Source organism: Pseudorhodobacter sp., from assembly GCF_030452865.1.
Classification (GTDB): domain Bacteria; phylum Pseudomonadota; class Alphaproteobacteria; order Rhodobacterales; family Rhodobacteraceae; genus Pseudorhodobacter.
This window is the reverse complement of sequence record NZ_JAKDLJ010000033.1, coordinates 1-16,297: the sequence shown is the minus strand read 5'-3', so window position 1 is coordinate 16,297 and position 16,297 is coordinate 1. Positions and strand designations below refer to the sequence as shown.

Genomic DNA, 16,297 nt, shown 5'->3' with positions numbered 1-16,297 from the left:
CATCGTGGAACCGGCAATCCCCTTCGCCTTTCAAGAAAACATCCGGACCGACCCGCAGAACCGCCAGGTCGAGCACCCCATCCCCATCAATATCCAAAGGATATGCACCCGTCACATCGGTAATCGGGGCAATCTCCCCCGCCGTGAAGGAAATTGCGCCCCCTGTCTTGCTGATATTGACCAGTAAGCTGGCCGGATTGGTGCCGCCAGCCACGAACAAATCAGGCCGCGCATCCCCGTTGCAATCAAGGATAGCGACACCACCACCGACAAAATGCTCCCACTCACCGGCATAGATCACGGGGGCAGGCAAATCGGCAGCGCGGTCCACGAAGCGCGGGCCCGCGAGGGCGGGACTCGCCAACAGCAACAGAAAAACAAGGTACTTCATTGCGCCGCGACCTCTCGTGTTGGGTCGTCGCGACCGCTGCCGAGCAGGTTTTCCGTCACCTCGGACAGCGCCAGTGCCGCCGCCCCCTGAGCCCAAAGCATATCACCCCAGGCGTGAATCTCTATCGGTGGGCGCGCCCGACCCGTGACAATCGCAAGATTGTCCATCTCCGCCAAAGTATCGGCGGCATACAGGTAGTCAAAACGCATCCGCTCGCCGCTCAGGATAATCAGCGAGGGGTCGAACAGGTTGACCACATTCGACAATCCAACGGCAAGATAGCGACCAGCGCGGCGAAAGATCGACCGCGCCGCGATATTGCCCGCTTTGGCATGGTCATAGAGGCTTTCAAGCAGCACATTGATGGATTGCCCATCCTTCCCCATCAGATTCAACGCGGTTGTCGCCTCGCGCGCAAGCGCATAATCGGCAACATAGGCTTCCAGACAGCCACGTTGACCGCACCGACACAAAGCGCCATCCAACTGCACTTTGGTATGGCCCAACTCCATCCCCAAACCATGCGCGCCGCGATAGATGCGGTGGTTGATGACAAGCCCCATGCCCAGCCCATGCTCAATCGTCACCACGGCAAAATCCGAAAGCCCCCGCCCGGCACCGAACCACAGTTCCGCAAGCGTCACCAGATTGGCGTCGTTATCGACATGCACCCGAAGTCCCAGATGTAACCCCACTGCCTGCGCGATATTGATACCACGATCTGCCAGAACCGATGACCAGAACACCGCTCCAGAGCGGCTATCGACAAACCCCGGCAGACCCAACCCCAAAGCTGCAAGTGATGACCGCGCGATCCCGGCTTTTTCGCAAATGCGGTCCAGCAGTGTTTCAATCGCGGTCAAAACCTCGGGCAGAGTCATGATGCCGGGGATGCGCTTTACCACCTCATCAGCGATCAGATTGCCGGCAAAATCCATGATCACGACGGTATGTTCACGGTCGGAAAGTTTCATCCCTGCCACCCGATAGGCATCAGCCCGCACACCCAGCGCGACCGCAGGCCGCCCACGTCCGGCATCGCCCTCACGGGTGGCGGTTACCTCCTCGATCAACCCGATCTCGATCAGATCGAAAACCCCGGTTGTGACCGAAGCGGGGCTGACCGCCAATTCCTTGGCAACCTGCACCCGCGCGATGGAGCCCGCAGCGCGCACACGCTCAAATATCTGCTGACGCAACGGCCGCAGCGACTCAGACAGCGGCGGGATAAGCGGGCCGCAGCCCGGACTTGCGCTCGACGCCGGGTCTTTTTGCAGTTGCGGCATTATTCTTTCACTTCCAAAACTAAAGCAGCGACGATTTCCATGATGCAACGGTGTTATCTTGCTGCAAAGCAGCATCCACGGTATGAAATGCCAATATATGGCATAGTGACTGTTATTTTTATTTTGACAACTGAATTTATTGGCGTCATTTTGCCGATGTACCGACGAATTCGTCGGACCAGCCGCATTGGGCTGATTCTATTGGGAGGAATAACATGCGTAATGCACTCATGCTGGCCGTCATCGCAGCGGCAGGGTTTTCGTCCGTCGCACTGGCCGAAGGCAAAGTGGTCGGCGTTTCCTGGTCGAACTTTCAGGAAGAGCGTTGGAAAACCGACGAGGCCGCGATCAAGGCCGCATTGGAGGCTTCGGGCGACACCTATATTTCCGCTGACGCACAGGCATCGGCTTCCAAGCAGTTGACGGATGTGGAAGCATTGATCGCGCAAGGCGCAAATGCCTTGATCATTCTGGCGATGGACAAGGACGCGATTGGCCCGGCGATTGACAAAGCAGCGGCCGAAGGCATCCCGGTCGTTGGCTATGACCGCCTGATCGAAGACAGTCGCGCCTTTTATCTGACCTTTGACAACAAAGGTGTCGGCAAGATCATCGCCGAAAAAGTCAAAGAAGCCCAGCCGACAGGCAACTATGCCATCATCAAAGGCGACCCCGGTGATCCGAACGCTGCGTTCCTGCTGGAAGGCATGATGGAAGTGATCGGCGGCGACGTGAAGGATGGAAAAATCAAGATCGTCGGCGAAGCGTTCTCGGATGGCTGGAAGCCGGAAAATGCGCAAAAGAACATGGAGCAGATCCTGACCGCCAACAACAACAAGGTTGATGCGGTTCTGGCCGAAAATGACGGCATGGCGGGCGGGGCGATTGCTGCCCTTTCCGCACAAGGCCTGAATGTTCCAATCGGTGGGCAGGATGGTGACTTGTCCGCCCTGAACCGTGTGGCTCGTGGCACCCAGACTGTTTCGGTCTGGAAAGACTCGCGCCAGCTTGGCAAAGAAGCGGCCAATATCGCCTCGGCTCTGGCGGGTGGTGCGGCGCTTGATGCGATCCCGAACGCGGTGAAATGGTCCGGCGGTGACAAAGGCGTTGAGATGAGCGCGATCTTCCTCGCGCCAACTCCGATCACCAAAGACAATCTTGATGTCGTGATCGACGCTGGCCACATCACCAAAGCACAGGCTTGCGAAGGTGCTATGGCGGACGTGGCCGCTTGCAAGTGAGCTGACGGTCTTTGGCACCCGCCCTTCGTTTGGCGGGTGCCGACTTTCATCTCGAATACTCTGACAGGCGCCCATTGCGCCCTCCCCACACCGGAGCCGCGACGCGGGGGCCATTGGCCCGCCGGTCCTTGCCCCCCCTTTCGCTGTGCTGGATGAAGATATGACCGACACAACCCGACCCACCGCCGACGCAACCGAGGCACAACCCAGCCTTCTTTCCCGCTTCCTGCGCGATACCGAAATTGATACCCGCCTTCTGGGCATGGCGGGCGCGCTGGTCCTGATTTGGGTCGGCTTTCACTTTTACGGTGCGATTTTCAAAGGCTTCGGCGCATTTCTGACGCCGCGCAACCTGTGGAACCTTTCGGTCCAGACCTCCTCCATCGGAATCATGGCGACGGGCATGGTTCTGGTCATCATAAGCCGCAATATTGATCTGTCTGTCGGCTCCCTTCTGGGGGTCTGTGCGGTGATGATGGGGATGGTGCAGGTCTACTGGTTGCCGCAGCTTGTCGGGCTTGGCAACCCGATGATCTGGGTCATAACCGGCATCATTGGCATGGTCATGGGTGCATTTATCGGCGCATTCCAAGGCTGGCTGATCGCCTACCGAGAGATTCCGTCCTTCATCGTCACGCTTGGCGGCCTGCTGGTGTGGCGCGGTTGCGCTTTTCTGATGAACCGGGGCGAAACCATATCGCCGCTGGATGAAAATTTCACGCTGATCGGCGGCGGCCCTTACGGTGCCATCGGGGCAACGGGCAGTTGGATCGTTGGGTTGCTTGGCTGTGCTTTTATCCTCTGGGGGCTATGGAACGGCCGCAAACAGCGCATCGCGTTTCACTTCCCGCTCCGCCCCGTCTGGGCCGAGATGTTCCTGGCCGTGCTGGGCTGCGGGCTGGTGATTGGCGCGGTCCTTCTGGTCAACTCCTACGAATGGCCCATCGGCATCGTGCGCCAATACGCCGCCGCCAAGGGCTTGACCACCGACCCCGCCAATCTGCACATCAGCTATGGCTTTGCGATTCCGGTTCTGATCCTTGTCGTCGTTGCGATTCTGATGAATATCCTGATGACCCGCACCCGCTTTGGCCGCTACGTCTTTGCCATCGGCGGCAACCCGGAAGCGGCCGCCCTATCCGGCATCAAAACCAAATGGATGACGGTAAAAATCTTTGCCCTGATGGGCTTTCTGACCGGGCTTTCCGCAATCGTCGCCTCGGCCCGTCTCAACTCCGCCACCAACGCCTTGGGGGAGTTGGATGAGTTGTTCGTCATCGCCGCCGCCGTGATTGGCGGCACCTCACTGGCGGGCGGTATCGGCACCATTTTCGGCGCAATTCTTGGCGCGTTGGTGATGCAGTCGCTGCAAACGGGCATGGTGCTGATTGGCGTGGATGCCGCGATGCAAAAGGTCGTTGTCGGTGCGGTCCTCGTTCTCGCGGTCTGGCTTGACATCCTCTATCGCCGCAAAACCAAGTAAGGGGGCATGACAATGGCTCAGAACACCGCAACCCCACTGGTCGAGATGCGCAATATCTCCATTTCCTTCGGAGGAATCAAAGCCGTCGATCACGTCTCGGTTGATCTTCATCCGGGCGAGGTTGTCGGCCTTTTGGGCCACAATGGCGCAGGAAAATCGACGCTGATCAAATGCCTTTCCGGCGCTTATCATGCCGACCAGGGTGAGATTTTTATCAACGGCGAAAAGGTTGATATCCGCTCCCCCATTGATGCCCGCTCGCATAATATCGAAACCATCTATCAAACCCTTGCGCTGGCCGATAACCTTGATGCAGCGTCCAACCTGTTTCTGGGCCGCGAACTCGTCACCCGATCCGGCTTCGTTGATGACGCGAGGATGGAGGCGGAAACCCGCAAGATCATGCACCGTCTGAACCCGAATTTCCAGAAATTCAACGTGCCGGTTTCGGCGCTTTCCGGGGGGCAGCGCCAATCGGTCGCCATCGCTCGCGCGGTTTATTTCAACGCCAAGATTCTGATCATGGACGAACCAACCGCCGCACTTGGTCCGCAAGAAACCGAAATGGTGGCGGAGCTGATTCAAGAACTGAAGAAGGAAGGGCTAGGTATCTTCCTGATTGATCATGATATTCACAGCGTCATGAAGCTTTGTGACCGCGCGTCGGTGATGAAAAACGGCCAGTTGATCGGCACCGTCGATGTCAAGAAGGTGACGGATGAGGATATTCTGGGGATGATCATCTTGGGCAAGCCACCCGCACAGGCGGCCTGATATGTATATCGGGCTTGATCTCGGGACATCCTCGCTCAAAGGCATCCTGATCGACGATGCGCAAACGGTGCTGGCGGAGGCAACTGCCCCTCTCCGCGTCAACCGCCCCAATGCGGGTTGGTCAGAACAATCCCCCACCGATTGGATCGCCGCCGCTGAATCGGTGCTGGATGCGCTGGCGGTCCATGGTCTGGGCATGGTGCGCGGCATCGGCCTTTCGGGCCATATGCACGGCGCTACCCTTTTGGATCGCTCGGATGAGGTGATCCGCCCCTGCATGTTATGGAACGACACCCGTTCTGCCGTGGAAGCGGCGGCAATGGACCGCGACCCAATATTTCGCCGCATCACGGGCAACATCGTCTTCCCCGGCTTCACGGCACCAAAGGCGGAATGGGTCCGCAGGCATGAGCCGCAAAACTGGAGCCGTGTGGCCAAGATCCTGCTGCCCAAGGACTACCTGCGCCTGTGGTTGACCGGTGATCATGTGGCGGAAATGTCCGACGCCGCAGGCACCAGTTGGTTTGACACACGCGCCCGCGATTGGTCAGATGACCTGCTTGCCGCATGTCATCTGACCCGGAACCACATGCCCCGATTGGTCGAAGGCTCTGCCGTTTCCGGCCAACTCCGTACGCCTTTGGCAGGCCGTTGGGGCCTGCCCTCCGGCGTGATCATCGCAGGCGGAGCCGGTGACAACGCCGCAGCTGGCATCGGTGTCGGCGTGGTCCGCGCGGGGGAGGCGTTTGTGTCGCTCGGCACCTCGGGCGTGCTGTTCGCCGCCAATGATGGCTATAAACCCAGCCCGGAAACGGCAGTGCATACGTTCTGTCACGCGTTGCCCGGCACCTGGCACCAGATGGGCGTTATCCTTGCCGCTACCGATGCGCTGAATTGGTTTTCGGGTCTGGTTGGTGAAACAGCAGCCCAACTCACCGGCGGTCTTGGCGCGCTGCAAGCTCCCGGCAAACCGCTGTTCCTGCCCTATCTCGGCGGTGAACGCACGCCTTTGAACGATGCCGCCATCCGCGGCGCCTTTCTTGGTCTTGAACACGCCACCGACCGCGCCGCTGCGACCCGCGCCGTGCTGGAAGGCGTCACCTTCGCCTTTCGAGATTGCCGCGACGCACTGGCCGCCACTGGCACCAAGCTGGAAAAACTGATCGCGGTTGGCGGGGGTTCCCGCTCCGACTACTGGCTATCCGCCATCGCTACCGCACTGGATCTGCCGGTAATGCTGCCCCGCGCCGGAGATTTCGGCGGCGCTTTCGGTGCTGCGCGCCTTGCCATCATGGCCGCCAACGGGGTCGGCGCGGAAATCGCCACCTTACCGCCGATTGCGCGCCAGATTGATCCCGACCCCTCGCTGCGCGACGCCTTTCAAGCGGGGCACGCGCGCTACTGCGCCGCACGGGAGGCGATACAGACCCTGCATTGAACCGACGCCGGCCGGGGGGATGTCCGAACGGTGTTCAATCGCTTCTGCGAGGTCGTGTACAATTGCCCGGTTGCGGCGGAAGCCGAAGGCATGAAATGCCCCGATGCATATGCAACGCCCCTTGCCCCGATGTGAACGAAGTCACACAAAGGGACCAGTTCGAAAGGATATTCCATGCCCTACACACCCGCCGCCGACCGTTATTCCCGGATGAGTTACCGCCGCTGCGGCAATTCTGGCCTCAAACTCCCCGCTATTTCTCTCGGCCTTTGGCACAACTTTGGCCACGACACGCCGCACCAGACCAAACGCGCAATCTGCCAAACCGCCTTTGACTACGGCATCACGCATTTCGACCTTGCCAACAACTACGGCCCACCCTCCGGTTCCGCAGAAACCGCTTTCGGTGATATCCTGCGCACCGATTTCGTGGGCTACCGGGATGAGCTGATTATCTCCTCCAAAGCGGGCTACGAGATGTGGGATGGCCCCTACGGCGAATGGGGCAGCCGCAAGAGCCTGATTGCCTCCTGCGATCAATCCCTCAAGCGCCTCGGCCTCGATTACGTCGACATCTTCTATTCCCACCGTTTCGACCCCGACACGCCGCTCACGGAAACCATGGGCGCGCTGGATCATATCGTCCGCTCCGGTCGTGCGCTCTATGTGGGGATTTCCAGCTATAATTCGCAGCGCACGCGGGAAGCCGCCGCCATTCTGCGCGACCTCGGCACCCCCTGCGTCATCCATCAGCCCAGCTATAACCTGCTCAACCGCTGGGTGGAAAAAGACGGGTTGAAAGACACGCTGGCCGACCTCGGCATCGGCTCCATCGCCTTTACGCCTTTGGCGCAAGGTATCCTGACCAAGAAATACCTGAACGGCATCCCAGAGGGCAGCCGCGCCGCACAAGGCAAATCGCTGAACCCGAAAACCATCACCGACAGCGCGCTGGCTTCGGTCCGCGCATTAGACGCCATGGCGCAAAAGCGCGGGCAAACGCTGGCGCAAATGGCAATTTCTTGGGTATTGCGCGGCGGCGGCATCACCACCGCCTTGATCGGTGCCTCAAAACCCGAACAGGTGATCGACTGCGCCGGGGCGGTGCAAAACCTCGACTTCACCGAAGCCGAATTGGCCGAGATTGATCGCATCTCATCCGAGGAAGCGATCAATCTTTGGGCGCGGTCCTCGGCGGGCTAAACCCTTTAGCGGGTGGCGCGTATTACCAGCGCGTCGCCCGCATAAAGCTGCAACGTGCCGTCAATAACGTCAAAGCGGCTGATCTGGTCCAACGCCTTGCCAAACTCCGCCTCCACCGCCATCGCAGCAGGCGCGCAGGCCATGCGCGTCATCGCCGCCGGGCCGAATTTCACCGCCTGCCCGTCTTGCGTCACGCCGCCATTGTAACGGTTGCAGCCAGAGGAGCCGGACACCTGATTGCCCGAAATCGCAAGCGTCACCTCCACGCCCGCAGGCACCGCCGCGCCGTTGATCTGGCTCACCCGCCACTCGCCTCCAAGGGATTGCCCCTGCGCCATGCCACCCCCCTGCTGTCCGACACAGGCCGCAACGCCGCCCAACAAGCCCAAGCCAAGCACCCCGGCCAATACCAAATTCCTGCGTTTCATCGCGTCACCTATTCCCCATTTCAACCCGTGATCTAAGCATCACCGCAGCCGTTGCAAGATGTCCAAACTGGGGTAGCCATCCGGCACCACCGCTTGCGCACGCTGAAACGCCTTCACCGCCGCAATCGTATTCGGCCCCATTTTCGCATCCACTCCAAGCGTATCAAACCCGGCAGCGGTCAGCCGTTCCTGTAATTCAATCCGTTCGTCAAAGGTCAGCACCCGCAACTCGCGCGGCCACGCCGCCTTGATCGCCGCACCGCCTTTCAGCATTCTCGCCAACTGCCCGACAGCAATGACATAGGCGTCGGCGGTGTTGTATTTCTCAATCACATGGAAGTTGGAGAAAATCAGAAACGCCGCCCCCCGCGCGCCCCCCGGCAACAGCACCGAAGCCGCACCGAAGTCGGGCAAATCGCTGCCATTCGCCTGCCGAATACCCAAGCCTTGCCACTCTACCACAGGCTTTGTCACCCGCTCGCCGCTCAGGTCATAATCGAACCCTTTGGGCAAGGTAATCTCAACCGCATAAGGCGCGCCCTTGACCCACCCAAAATGCGCCAGATAAGCGGCGGTGGAGGCGAGCGCATCGGTCGGGTCATCGTCCCAGATGTTGCGCTTGCCATCACCGTCAAAATCGACCGCATAGGACAGAAATGACGAGGGCATGAACTGCGTATGCCCCATCGCCCCCGCCCAACTACCGCGCATCTTGGTGGGCGTGGTATCGCCCGATTGCAGGATTTTCAGCGCCGCCAGCAACTCGCCTTCAAAGAAGGCGCCGCGCCGTCCGTCATAGGCGAGATTGGCAAGCGATTGGATGGTCGACCCCGAACCGCGAAAACTGCCATAGGCGCTTTCCAGCCCCCAGATCGCCGCGACGACCTCCTTGTCGACGCCATATTTATCTTCGATCTTTTGCAAAGTCGCCGCGCGTTTGGCCAGTGCCGCCTTGCCATTGCTCACCCGCTCGGCCGCGTTGGCGGTGTCAAGGTAATCCCAGATCGTCTTGGTAAACTCCGACTGATTGCGGTCGCGGCGGATGACATCGGCATCGTATTGCAAGCCGGTCAAGGCGTGGTCCATCACATCAGCCGAAATGCCCGCCGCCGCCGCCCGCTGCCGGAAACCTTGCAGCCAAACTTGAAGCCCCGCCGTATCACCCGCCGTTCGCACCTCAGCCATAACCGCCCCTTCCGGATCCACAACAGGCGCGGTCGGGGAGGCCGCAGCCCCAATCGCCAACAGGCATACGTTCAGCATACCTAACGCATACGTTACGCATAGATTGCGCATACCTGCCTCCTCACCGTTTTATGGCATTTTAACGCCACCGCGCGACAAGGCAACGCCCCCCGCGCGGCGCATGGGCTTACTTCCGCTTCCGCGCCACCTTGCGCTTGATCGCTTTCGCCTTGGCTGCCGCTTTTCCGGGTCTGCGCGCGGCGCTTTTGCCACGAGGGCCACGCCCTGCCGGCAAAGCACGGTCCTCAATCTCCACCAGTTCCAGGATCAACCCGCCGGTCATCGGTGCCGCCTCTTTCAGCCGGGCTTTAACGCGCTGACCGATGCCAATGGTCAAGCCGGTGTCAGCCCCCGTAAGTGTTTGGGACTCCGCGTCAAAATGGAAAAACTCACGCCCCACGGACCGGATTGGCACCAAACCATCGGCCCCGCTTTCGGCCAGTCGCACGAACAGGCCAAACCGCTGCACGCCCGAGACTTTGCCATCAAAGACGGCGCCCACCCGGTCCGCCAAATAGGCCGCCAGATAGCGGTCATTGGTATCCCGCTCTGCCACCATGCTGCGACGTTCGGTGTCGGAAATATGCTTGGCGGTTTCGGCCAATTCTTCAATATCTTGTGGGGTCAACCCGTCATCCCCCCATTTGTGGGATGCGATCAAGGCACGATGCACGATCAAATCGCTATAGCGCCGGATGGGAGATGTGAAATGCGCGTAGTTCCGCAGCGCAAGGCCGAAATGTCCAAAGTTATCAGGCGAATAATACGCCTGCGTCATCGACCGCAGGGTTGTCATATTCATCAATTCCGCGAAATCCGTCCCCATCGCCTGCGCCAAAAGCCGGTTCAGATGCGCGGTTTTCAACACCTGGCCTTTGGCAAGCGTAAACCCCGACGCCTCCGCCACCTCGCGCAGCGATTCCAGCTTCTCCGGGGGCGGTTCTTCATGCACCCGGAACAGCAAAGGCGACTTGAGGCGATTGAGTTCTTCCGCTGCCGCGACATTGGCGAGGATCATAAACTCCTCAATCACCTTATGGGCGTCAAAGCGTTCGTAGAAGTCCACCGATAGCACCTCGCCCGCTTCCGACAACACGATCTTGCGTTCTGGCAGGTCCAAATCCAACGGTTGCCGTTCAGCGCGGGCGGTTTTGGTTGCTTGATAAGCGGCATAAAGCGGGCGCAAAACGCTGTCCAACAGCGGTTCCGTCACGGCATCCGGATTGCCATCCACCGCCGATTGCACTTGCGCGTAGTTCAAGGACGCAACCGAGCGCATCATTCCGCGGGTGAAGCGGTGGCTGAGTTTGCGGCCATGCGCGTCCAGCACCATCCGCACCGCCATGCAAGCGCGGTCGACATTTTCATGCAGGGAACACAGATCGCCCGAAAGAACATCGGGCAACATCGGCACCACGCGATCCGGGAAGTAACTGGAGTTACCGCGTTTTTTCGCCTCACGGTCCAGTTGCGATCCTGGGCGGACGTAATGCGCGACATCGGCAATCGCAACCCAAACCACGAACCCGCCGGGGTTCGCCGCATCCTCATCTCGCATCGCCAAAACCGCATCGTCGCGGTCGCGGGCATCCACCGGGTCGATGGTGACCAGCGGCAGGTCACGCAAATCCTCGCGTTTGCCCATCTTCGCCGCCACCTGCGCCTCGGCCTCTGCCACCACTTTATCAGGGAACTGGTCAGGGATGCCGTGCTGGTGAATAGCGATCAGCGAAATTGCACGCGGGCCGGTTGGATCACCCAGTCGCGCGGTGATGCGGGCTTGGGGCAGGCCCAGGCGGCGCGGGCCGGATTGCTCTGCCTCCACCAATTCCCCATCGCGGGCGTCCATCGTGGCCTCTGCCAGCACCCGCCATTCCTTGTCGTCTTTCTTGTCGATGGGAACGATACGACCGCCTTCGCTGCTTGAGCGGAATATCCCCAGCAATTTCTGCGGATTGGCACCGATCTTGCGGATCAGGCGCGCCTCATAGGCGTGATCTTTGCCACCCACAGGTTCCAACCGCGCAAGAATACGGTCGCCTTCGCCCATGGCCGGATCGGAGGTTTTAGTGATGATCAGGATGCGCGGGGCGGGGCCTTCGCCGGTCCATTCCATCGCCTCGGCAAACAGGTCGCCATCGGCATCGGGGGCCAGAACCCGCAGCACCGACACCGGCGGCAAGGCATCGGGGTCGCGGTAATGGCGTTGCTTTTTGACCAGCGTGCCATCGGCCTCCAACTCTTTCAACATGCGCTTCAACTCAATGCGCAGGGCAGAGCCTTTGATCCCAAAGGCGCGCGCGATATCTCGTTTCGAGGTCAGCGTCGGGTTGTCTGCCAACCATTGCTGGATCTGGTCTTTTGAGGGGAGCTGTTCCATATCCCGGCCCTTATCACGCGCAAAAGGTGGCGTCACGCCTCAAGACAGGGAAATAATCATATCGCGATGAGGGATGCCGGCGTCGTCATAAACCGGTCCAATCGCGACAAACCCCAACTTTTCATAAAAGCCGACCGCATGGGTCTGCGCGCCGAGTTTGACGGTTTCAATCCCCAGCATGGTGCGAAATTGCTCCACCGAAGCGCAGATCAAAGCTGCACCCAACCCCATGCCACGATGCGACGACAACACGCAAACACGCCCGATCTTGCCCATCGCACCCCCGGTCAGCAACCGCGCCGAACCAATCGGAACCCCGCCCACCGTGGCCAGCAGATGGACCGCTTCGGCGTCCAGGTCATCGCGTTCATCCGCCTCCGACACGCCTTGCTCTACCATGAACACAAGGCGCCGCAATTCAAGACAGGTTGCAATATCGCGGGTGACAGCAATTTGCGCGGTCATGCGAAATAGTCTTGCAAAATCCGGGTATAGATCGCCTTGAGTTTGTGGATTTGCGCCACTTCCACCCGCTCATCGACCTGATGCATGGTCTTACCGACAAGGCCGAATTCCACCACCGGGCAGTGATCTTTGACAAACCGTGCGTCCGAAGTTCCGCCAGAAGTGGATGCGACAGGCGCAACCCCGGTTTCGGCCTGCACCGAGCGCGCGATCAGCGCCGACAATTCCCCCGGCGGGGTGATGAAACTTTCGCCCGAAATCTTCACTGAAACCTCAATCGTAACGCCGCTTTCCGCCTGCACCGCCGCCGCTTCGTTCCGCAGCCAATCGGCAAGGGACGCACCACTATGGCTGTCGTTGAAACGGATATTCACCGTGGCGCGGCACTGCGCTGGGATGACGTTGCTGGCAGGGTTGCCCGTGTCAATCGTGGTGATGGCAAGCGTGGACGGGTCGAAATGCGCGGTGCCTTGGTCGAGTGCTTCGGTCGCGAGATGATCCATCAAGCGCACCATTGCATTCAGCGGGTTGTTGGCGCGGTGCGGATAGGCAGAGTGGCCCTGCACGCCCTTGGCCGTGAAATGTGCCGTCAGTGACCCGCGCCGCCCGACCTTCATCATCTCGCCCATCTGATCGGGGCAAGTGGGTTCCCCCACCAGACACACGCTCATTGCCTCATGGTTCGCTTGCATCCAGTCGAGCAGCGCCACGGTGCCATCCAGCGCCACATCCTCCTCATCCCCGGTGATGGCAAGGATCACCGCGCCATCGGGTGGGGTATCGCGCACGAAATCCACGGCGGCGGCGGCGAAAGCGGCGACGCCGGATTTCATATCGGTCGTGCCACGCCCATACATCCAGCCGTCGACGATCTTTGCGCCGAAGGGATCCTGTGTCCATGCCGCGACATCGCCCACCGGCACAACATCGGTATGACCGTTGAAGCCGAAACTGCGGTTCGCACCTTGCCGACCCCAGCGCGCGTACAGGTTGCAGACGCCGCCTCGATCAACCCTCGTGCAGGCAAACCCGGCGCCTGACAACAGTTTTTCAAGCAAGATCAGCGCGCCACCCTCCGCCGGGGTGACAGAGTTGCAACGAACCAGATCAGCGGTCAAAGCGACGGGATCAATGGCGGCAGGAGGTGTGGCAGGTGTCATGGCAAGCCTTCGTCGAATGGTTGGAACGTGAAAGCGATACTCTTTCACCCTTCACACCACAACTGGCCAAAAAGCCACAGTGCTGTTGCAGAACCGTCACCCATGCTGCCAACTGCGGCGCGAAAGCCGGCTTGAGCGTGACATGACGCGGTATTTGCGCTTCACTGGGGGCAATGAAAAACCCGGAACCGGGCAAGAATTTGGCCAACGTGCCGGAACGAGTAGTGAGTTATGTCAGATCAACGCCGCATCGGTCGGCCTGTAGCCCGACGCGTTTCGTGTTATATCGGGCCGTGGCGCGACAGCTTCGCACCTCGCCGCGCTGGAATACCGCCGCTCATGGCTACGATGCTTGTCGCTTGGTGGGTGTCATGACGGGTTGGTTTGCGGTTTCCGACAGTCTGCCGATGAACACGGATGCGAGCGGCTTGCTGACGCGTGGGCATCTGGTGCTGGAATACAGCCTTCCGGTGCAGGAACCCACGATCCTGCTGGCGTTCAGGGCCGATGACGGCTGGCAACGCCACTTGTCGATCATAGCCAGCGACGAGGTGGGAATTGTGGTGACGCACCGGCAGGGGGATCGTGTCGCGCGCCACATCCTGCCCCTGCCACCGTATTCGCATCAATGCGGCACTGCGCGGCTTGCCTTCGCTTGGGACGGGCCGGGCAAGCAATGGACGCTGACGCTGGATTTGCCCAACGGCGCACCGGGACTGACAGCGATGGGCACCGATCCGATGCCGATGCTGGCGGAAGATATTCAGGTGATGTGCCGCAACACCGCCCTGACCACCCGCCACAAATCCCTGTTGTGGTTTGGCTTTACCAAGGCCAACGCACCGCCCGAAGCCATGCCCTGGATCGGCGCGCAAACCTGGATTGAAACCACCAATGGCCCACAACAGGCAGGACGATTGCGCAGTGGTGACACATTGTTGACCGATGATGGCGGCCAAGCCGCCCTATTGTCGATACGCCAGATGATCACCCCCAGCCGGGGATCGTTCAGCCCGGTTGTCCTTTGCGCAGGCTTTCTCGGCGCGATGAAGGATACGCTTTGCGCTGCGGAGCAGCTTGTCATGCTGTCTGGTTGCGAAGTGGAGTATCTGTTTGGCGAGGAATCGGTATTGCTGGCGGCCCGCCATTTTGCCGATGGACGCGCAGGACGGATCGACGCGCGCCGCGCCCTGACCCAATGCGTTGCCTTGGACATCGGTTCGCCGCAACCGCTCCTGAGCGATGTCTGGCGCTTGCTGTCGCATCGTCATGCGGTGCCAGATGCGATAAGCGTCAGCCCCTATCCGGTGCTCAAGCCGTTTGAGGCGGTCCCGCTGTTGGCGATGCTGCGCCAGAATGGCCACCAGAACGCGGCCTGATACTACAATGCAACGAGAGCAGCCTGTCAGCCGCGCTGTCAGTCAAAGAACGGGGTCATTTGCGCGACGATAACGGAGTTTTCGGACAAGGCGCGATCCATCAATTCGCGTTCATCGTCCGCAATCTCATCCCCGGCGGCCAGACGTTCCTCCAGCGTGCCATAGCCGGAAACATCGAGCGGTGCCATATCGGCCTGTTTCAGGATCGCGACGGTTTCTCGCACCGCTTCTGCCTCATCCACGCCGCTGGCGTAGCAGATCAACGCCGCCCCTGTTGCCTTGGCGGGCAGGCCGTCACCGGGGTTGCGCCCCACCTCGATCACCAAAGTATAGACTTGCTGGCGCGAGGGTTTCTTTGGTTTTTGCACATCATCCGTCATCGCGGCACCTTGGGGTTTCGGGAGGACAGGGACTGACGCGCGCGGGACAAATTGTCAAGTTCGCGCTATCGCTATTGACCTTGCAACAGCACGAAAATGAGAAAGCGCATCAGCGCTGATAGATAACCGGGAACCAATCCTCTCGCAGGATTTGGCCCGGCTTCATGTCATGCCCCGGAAATGGCGGTGAGGTGCGGCCCGGTCGTTCAACATAGCGCGCGTCATCGCCGACCAGTCGCAACGAAAACGCCCGCCGCCGTGTGCCCGCAGCATTGCCGCGCGCGCCGTGCAGCGTGCCATAGTTGAAGGCCACCGCATCGCCCGGTTCCATCTGCCATTCCCGGATATCCATACCTTCGGCATCCGGGTCGGGGACGGGCATATATTCCTCCGGGTTAGGGTAAAAATTGGTTTCCGACATCCAGCGCGTCGGCAGAACCTGCTTTTCCCAGCGGTGGGAACCCGCGACGCAACGCAAAGACGCTTCCTTTACCGGGTCAAGCGGCGACCAGAAGCTGACGGTTTGCGCCCCGTCGACAAAGTAATAAGGCGCATCCTGATGCCATGGCGTCGGCTTGGCGGTGCCGGGTTCCTTGACCAGCACATGATCGTGAAACACCTGAACGCGGTTGGAGCCCATCAGATCGGCGGCCACTTCGGCGGCAGGGGAATTGCGGATCACCGTTTCAAATTCGGGGATGCGCTGCCAGTTGCAATAATCGTCAAAGAACCGCCCGCCTTCGCCCGGCTTCAGGTTTTCGGCGGCGTATTCGCCGGGCTCGGCCATGTTCCGTTCGACGCCGGCGCGCAGGGTGTCGACGTGATCGGCAAACAAGCCCTTGATCATCACAACGCCATCGCGCTGATAGGCATCAATATCGGCTTGGGTCAGCAATGGGTGGGGCATGGTCAATCCTCTCGATTTCCGGTGCAGATTGCCCTTAGTTAAATATAGTTTCAAATACTAAATCTTAATTGCTAAGATAGTTTTATGCTATCTATTACCCTGCGCCAGATTGAATATATCACCGCATCCGCTGATGC

Annotated in this window: 15 protein-coding genes; 6 read left to right on the top strand and 9 right to left on the bottom strand. The window is 60.0% G+C overall.

From position 1 onward, the window contains the following. Together L0H65_RS03835 and L0H65_RS03830 are read right to left on the bottom strand one after the other, a co-directional pair. Window positions 1–391, bottom strand: a 391-nt coding sequence (locus tag L0H65_RS03835; protein ID WP_301457511.1) for a VCBS repeat-containing protein, incomplete at its 3' end; no start/stop codon positions are given. Continuing rightward, the gene (locus L0H65_RS03830) at window positions 388–1,677 is read right to left on the bottom strand and encodes an ROK family transcriptional regulator (protein ID WP_301457510.1); all 1,290 of its coding nucleotides are present in this window, start codon (window positions 1,675–1,677) and stop codon (window positions 388–390) included. The genes L0H65_RS03830 and L0H65_RS03835, both read right to left, overlap by 4 nt. Window positions 1,678–1,892: 215 nt before the next feature. Between L0H65_RS03830 and L0H65_RS03825 the strand changes: the two genes are divergently transcribed. From L0H65_RS03825 to mgrA, 5 genes are all read left to right on the top strand, one after another. Then, a complete protein-coding gene (locus L0H65_RS03825) occupies window positions 1,893–2,918 on the top strand; it encodes a substrate-binding domain-containing protein (RefSeq protein ID WP_301457509.1) in 1,026 nt (341 codons plus the stop codon). A 160-nt stretch (window positions 2,919–3,078) separates the two neighbouring features. After that, window positions 3,079–4,401 (top strand): sugar ABC transporter permease, encoded by a 1,323-nt coding sequence (locus L0H65_RS03820; protein WP_301457508.1) that lies wholly within the window; start codon window positions 3,079–3,081, stop codon window positions 4,399–4,401. A 12-nt stretch (window positions 4,402–4,413) separates the two neighbouring features. After that, entirely contained in the window at window positions 4,414–5,175 is a 762-nt protein-coding gene (locus tag L0H65_RS03815) for an ATP-binding cassette domain-containing protein (RefSeq protein WP_301457507.1), read from the top strand. A 1-nt stretch (window position 5,176) separates the two neighbouring features. Further along, window positions 5,177–6,613, top strand: a complete 1,437-nt coding sequence (gene xylB / locus L0H65_RS03810; protein ID WP_301457506.1) for a xylulokinase — start codon at window positions 5,177–5,179, stop codon at window positions 6,611–6,613. A 174-nt stretch (window positions 6,614–6,787) separates the two neighbouring features. Beyond that, on the top strand, window positions 6,788–7,816 hold the full coding sequence (gene mgrA / locus L0H65_RS03805) for an L-glyceraldehyde 3-phosphate reductase (protein WP_301457505.1): 1,029 nt from the start codon (window positions 6,788–6,790) through the stop codon (window positions 7,814–7,816). A gap of 5 nt (window positions 7,817–7,821) precedes the next feature. Here mgrA and L0H65_RS03800 read toward each other — a convergent pair whose 3' ends face one another. The 5 genes from L0H65_RS03800 to dapE all read right to left on the bottom strand — a co-directional run bounded on the left by L0H65_RS03800 (window position 7,822) and on the right by dapE (window position 13,494). Next, a complete protein-coding gene (locus tag L0H65_RS03800; protein ID WP_301457504.1) occupies window positions 7,822–8,244 on the bottom strand; it encodes an META domain-containing protein in 423 nt (140 codons plus the stop codon). 39 nt (window positions 8,245–8,283) lie between these two features. Next, the gene (locus L0H65_RS03795) at window positions 8,284–9,429 is read right to left on the bottom strand and encodes a lytic murein transglycosylase (protein WP_301457503.1); all 1,146 of its coding nucleotides are present in this window, start codon (window positions 9,427–9,429) and stop codon (window positions 8,284–8,286) included. A 187-nt stretch (window positions 9,430–9,616) separates the two neighbouring features. Then, window positions 9,617–11,869, bottom strand: coding sequence for a ribonuclease R (rnr, locus tag L0H65_RS03790; RefSeq protein WP_301457502.1), 2,253 nt, complete (start codon window positions 11,867–11,869; stop codon window positions 9,617–9,619). 39 nt (window positions 11,870–11,908) lie between these two features. After that, on the bottom strand, window positions 11,909–12,334 hold the full coding sequence (locus L0H65_RS03785; protein ID WP_301457501.1) for a GNAT family N-acetyltransferase: 426 nt from the start codon (window positions 12,332–12,334) through the stop codon (window positions 11,909–11,911). Beyond that, window positions 12,331–13,494, bottom strand: coding sequence for a succinyl-diaminopimelate desuccinylase (gene dapE / locus L0H65_RS03780; protein ID WP_301457500.1), 1,164 nt, complete (start codon window positions 13,492–13,494; stop codon window positions 12,331–12,333). The genes L0H65_RS03785 and dapE overlap by 4 nt, the downstream gene beginning before the upstream one ends. Before the next feature lie 371 nt (window positions 13,495–13,865). Between dapE and L0H65_RS03775 the strand changes: the two genes are divergently transcribed. After that, window positions 13,866–14,873: a Hint domain-containing protein gene (locus L0H65_RS03775; protein WP_301457499.1), complete on the top strand. Its 1,008-nt coding sequence runs from the start codon at window positions 13,866–13,868 to the stop codon at window positions 14,871–14,873. A gap of 38 nt (window positions 14,874–14,911) precedes the next feature. Here L0H65_RS03775 and L0H65_RS03770 read toward each other — a convergent pair whose 3' ends face one another. Together L0H65_RS03770 and L0H65_RS03765 are read right to left on the bottom strand one after the other, a co-directional pair. Beyond that, a complete protein-coding gene (locus tag L0H65_RS03770; protein ID WP_301457498.1) occupies window positions 14,912–15,253 on the bottom strand; it encodes a hypothetical protein in 342 nt (113 codons plus the stop codon). A gap of 109 nt (window positions 15,254–15,362) precedes the next feature. Continuing rightward, the gene (locus L0H65_RS03765; protein ID WP_301457497.1) at window positions 15,363–16,160 is read right to left on the bottom strand and encodes a phytanoyl-CoA dioxygenase family protein; all 798 of its coding nucleotides are present in this window, start codon (window positions 16,158–16,160) and stop codon (window positions 15,363–15,365) included. Window positions 16,161–16,297 lie beyond the last annotated feature (137 nt).

Coding starts and splice junctions, on each gene's coding strand:
- L0H65_RS03830 (WP_301457510.1), bottom strand. CDS start 1,677: ATGCCGCAACTGCAAAAAGACCCGGCGTCGAGCGCAAGTCCGGGCTGC.
- L0H65_RS03825 (WP_301457509.1), top strand. CDS start 1,893: ATGCGTAATGCACTCATGCTGGCCGTCATCGCAGCGGCAGGGTTTTCG.
- L0H65_RS03820 (WP_301457508.1), top strand. CDS start 3,079: ATGACCGACACAACCCGACCCACCGCCGACGCAACCGAGGCACAACCC.
- L0H65_RS03815 (WP_301457507.1), top strand. CDS start 4,414: ATGGCTCAGAACACCGCAACCCCACTGGTCGAGATGCGCAATATCTCC.
- xylB (WP_301457506.1), top strand. CDS start 5,177: ATGTATATCGGGCTTGATCTCGGGACATCCTCGCTCAAAGGCATCCTG.
- mgrA (WP_301457505.1), top strand. CDS start 6,788: ATGCCCTACACACCCGCCGCCGACCGTTATTCCCGGATGAGTTACCGC.
- L0H65_RS03800 (WP_301457504.1), bottom strand. CDS start 8,244: ATGAAACGCAGGAATTTGGTATTGGCCGGGGTGCTTGGCTTGGGCTTG.
- L0H65_RS03795 (WP_301457503.1), bottom strand. CDS start 9,429: ATGGCTGAGGTGCGAACGGCGGGTGATACGGCGGGGCTTCAAGTTTGG.
- rnr (WP_301457502.1), bottom strand. CDS start 11,869: ATGGAACAGCTCCCCTCAAAAGACCAGATCCAGCAATGGTTGGCAGAC.
- L0H65_RS03785 (WP_301457501.1), bottom strand. CDS start 12,334: ATGACCGCGCAAATTGCTGTCACCCGCGATATTGCAACCTGTCTTGAA.
- dapE (WP_301457500.1), bottom strand. CDS start 13,494: ATGACACCTGCCACACCTCCTGCCGCCATTGATCCCGTCGCTTTGACC.
- L0H65_RS03775 (WP_301457499.1), top strand. CDS start 13,866: ATGACGGGTTGGTTTGCGGTTTCCGACAGTCTGCCGATGAACACGGAT.
- L0H65_RS03770 (WP_301457498.1), bottom strand. CDS start 15,253: ATGACGGATGATGTGCAAAAACCAAAGAAACCCTCGCGCCAGCAAGTC.
- L0H65_RS03765 (WP_301457497.1), bottom strand. CDS start 16,160: ATGCCCCACCCATTGCTGACCCAAGCCGATATTGATGCCTATCAGCGC.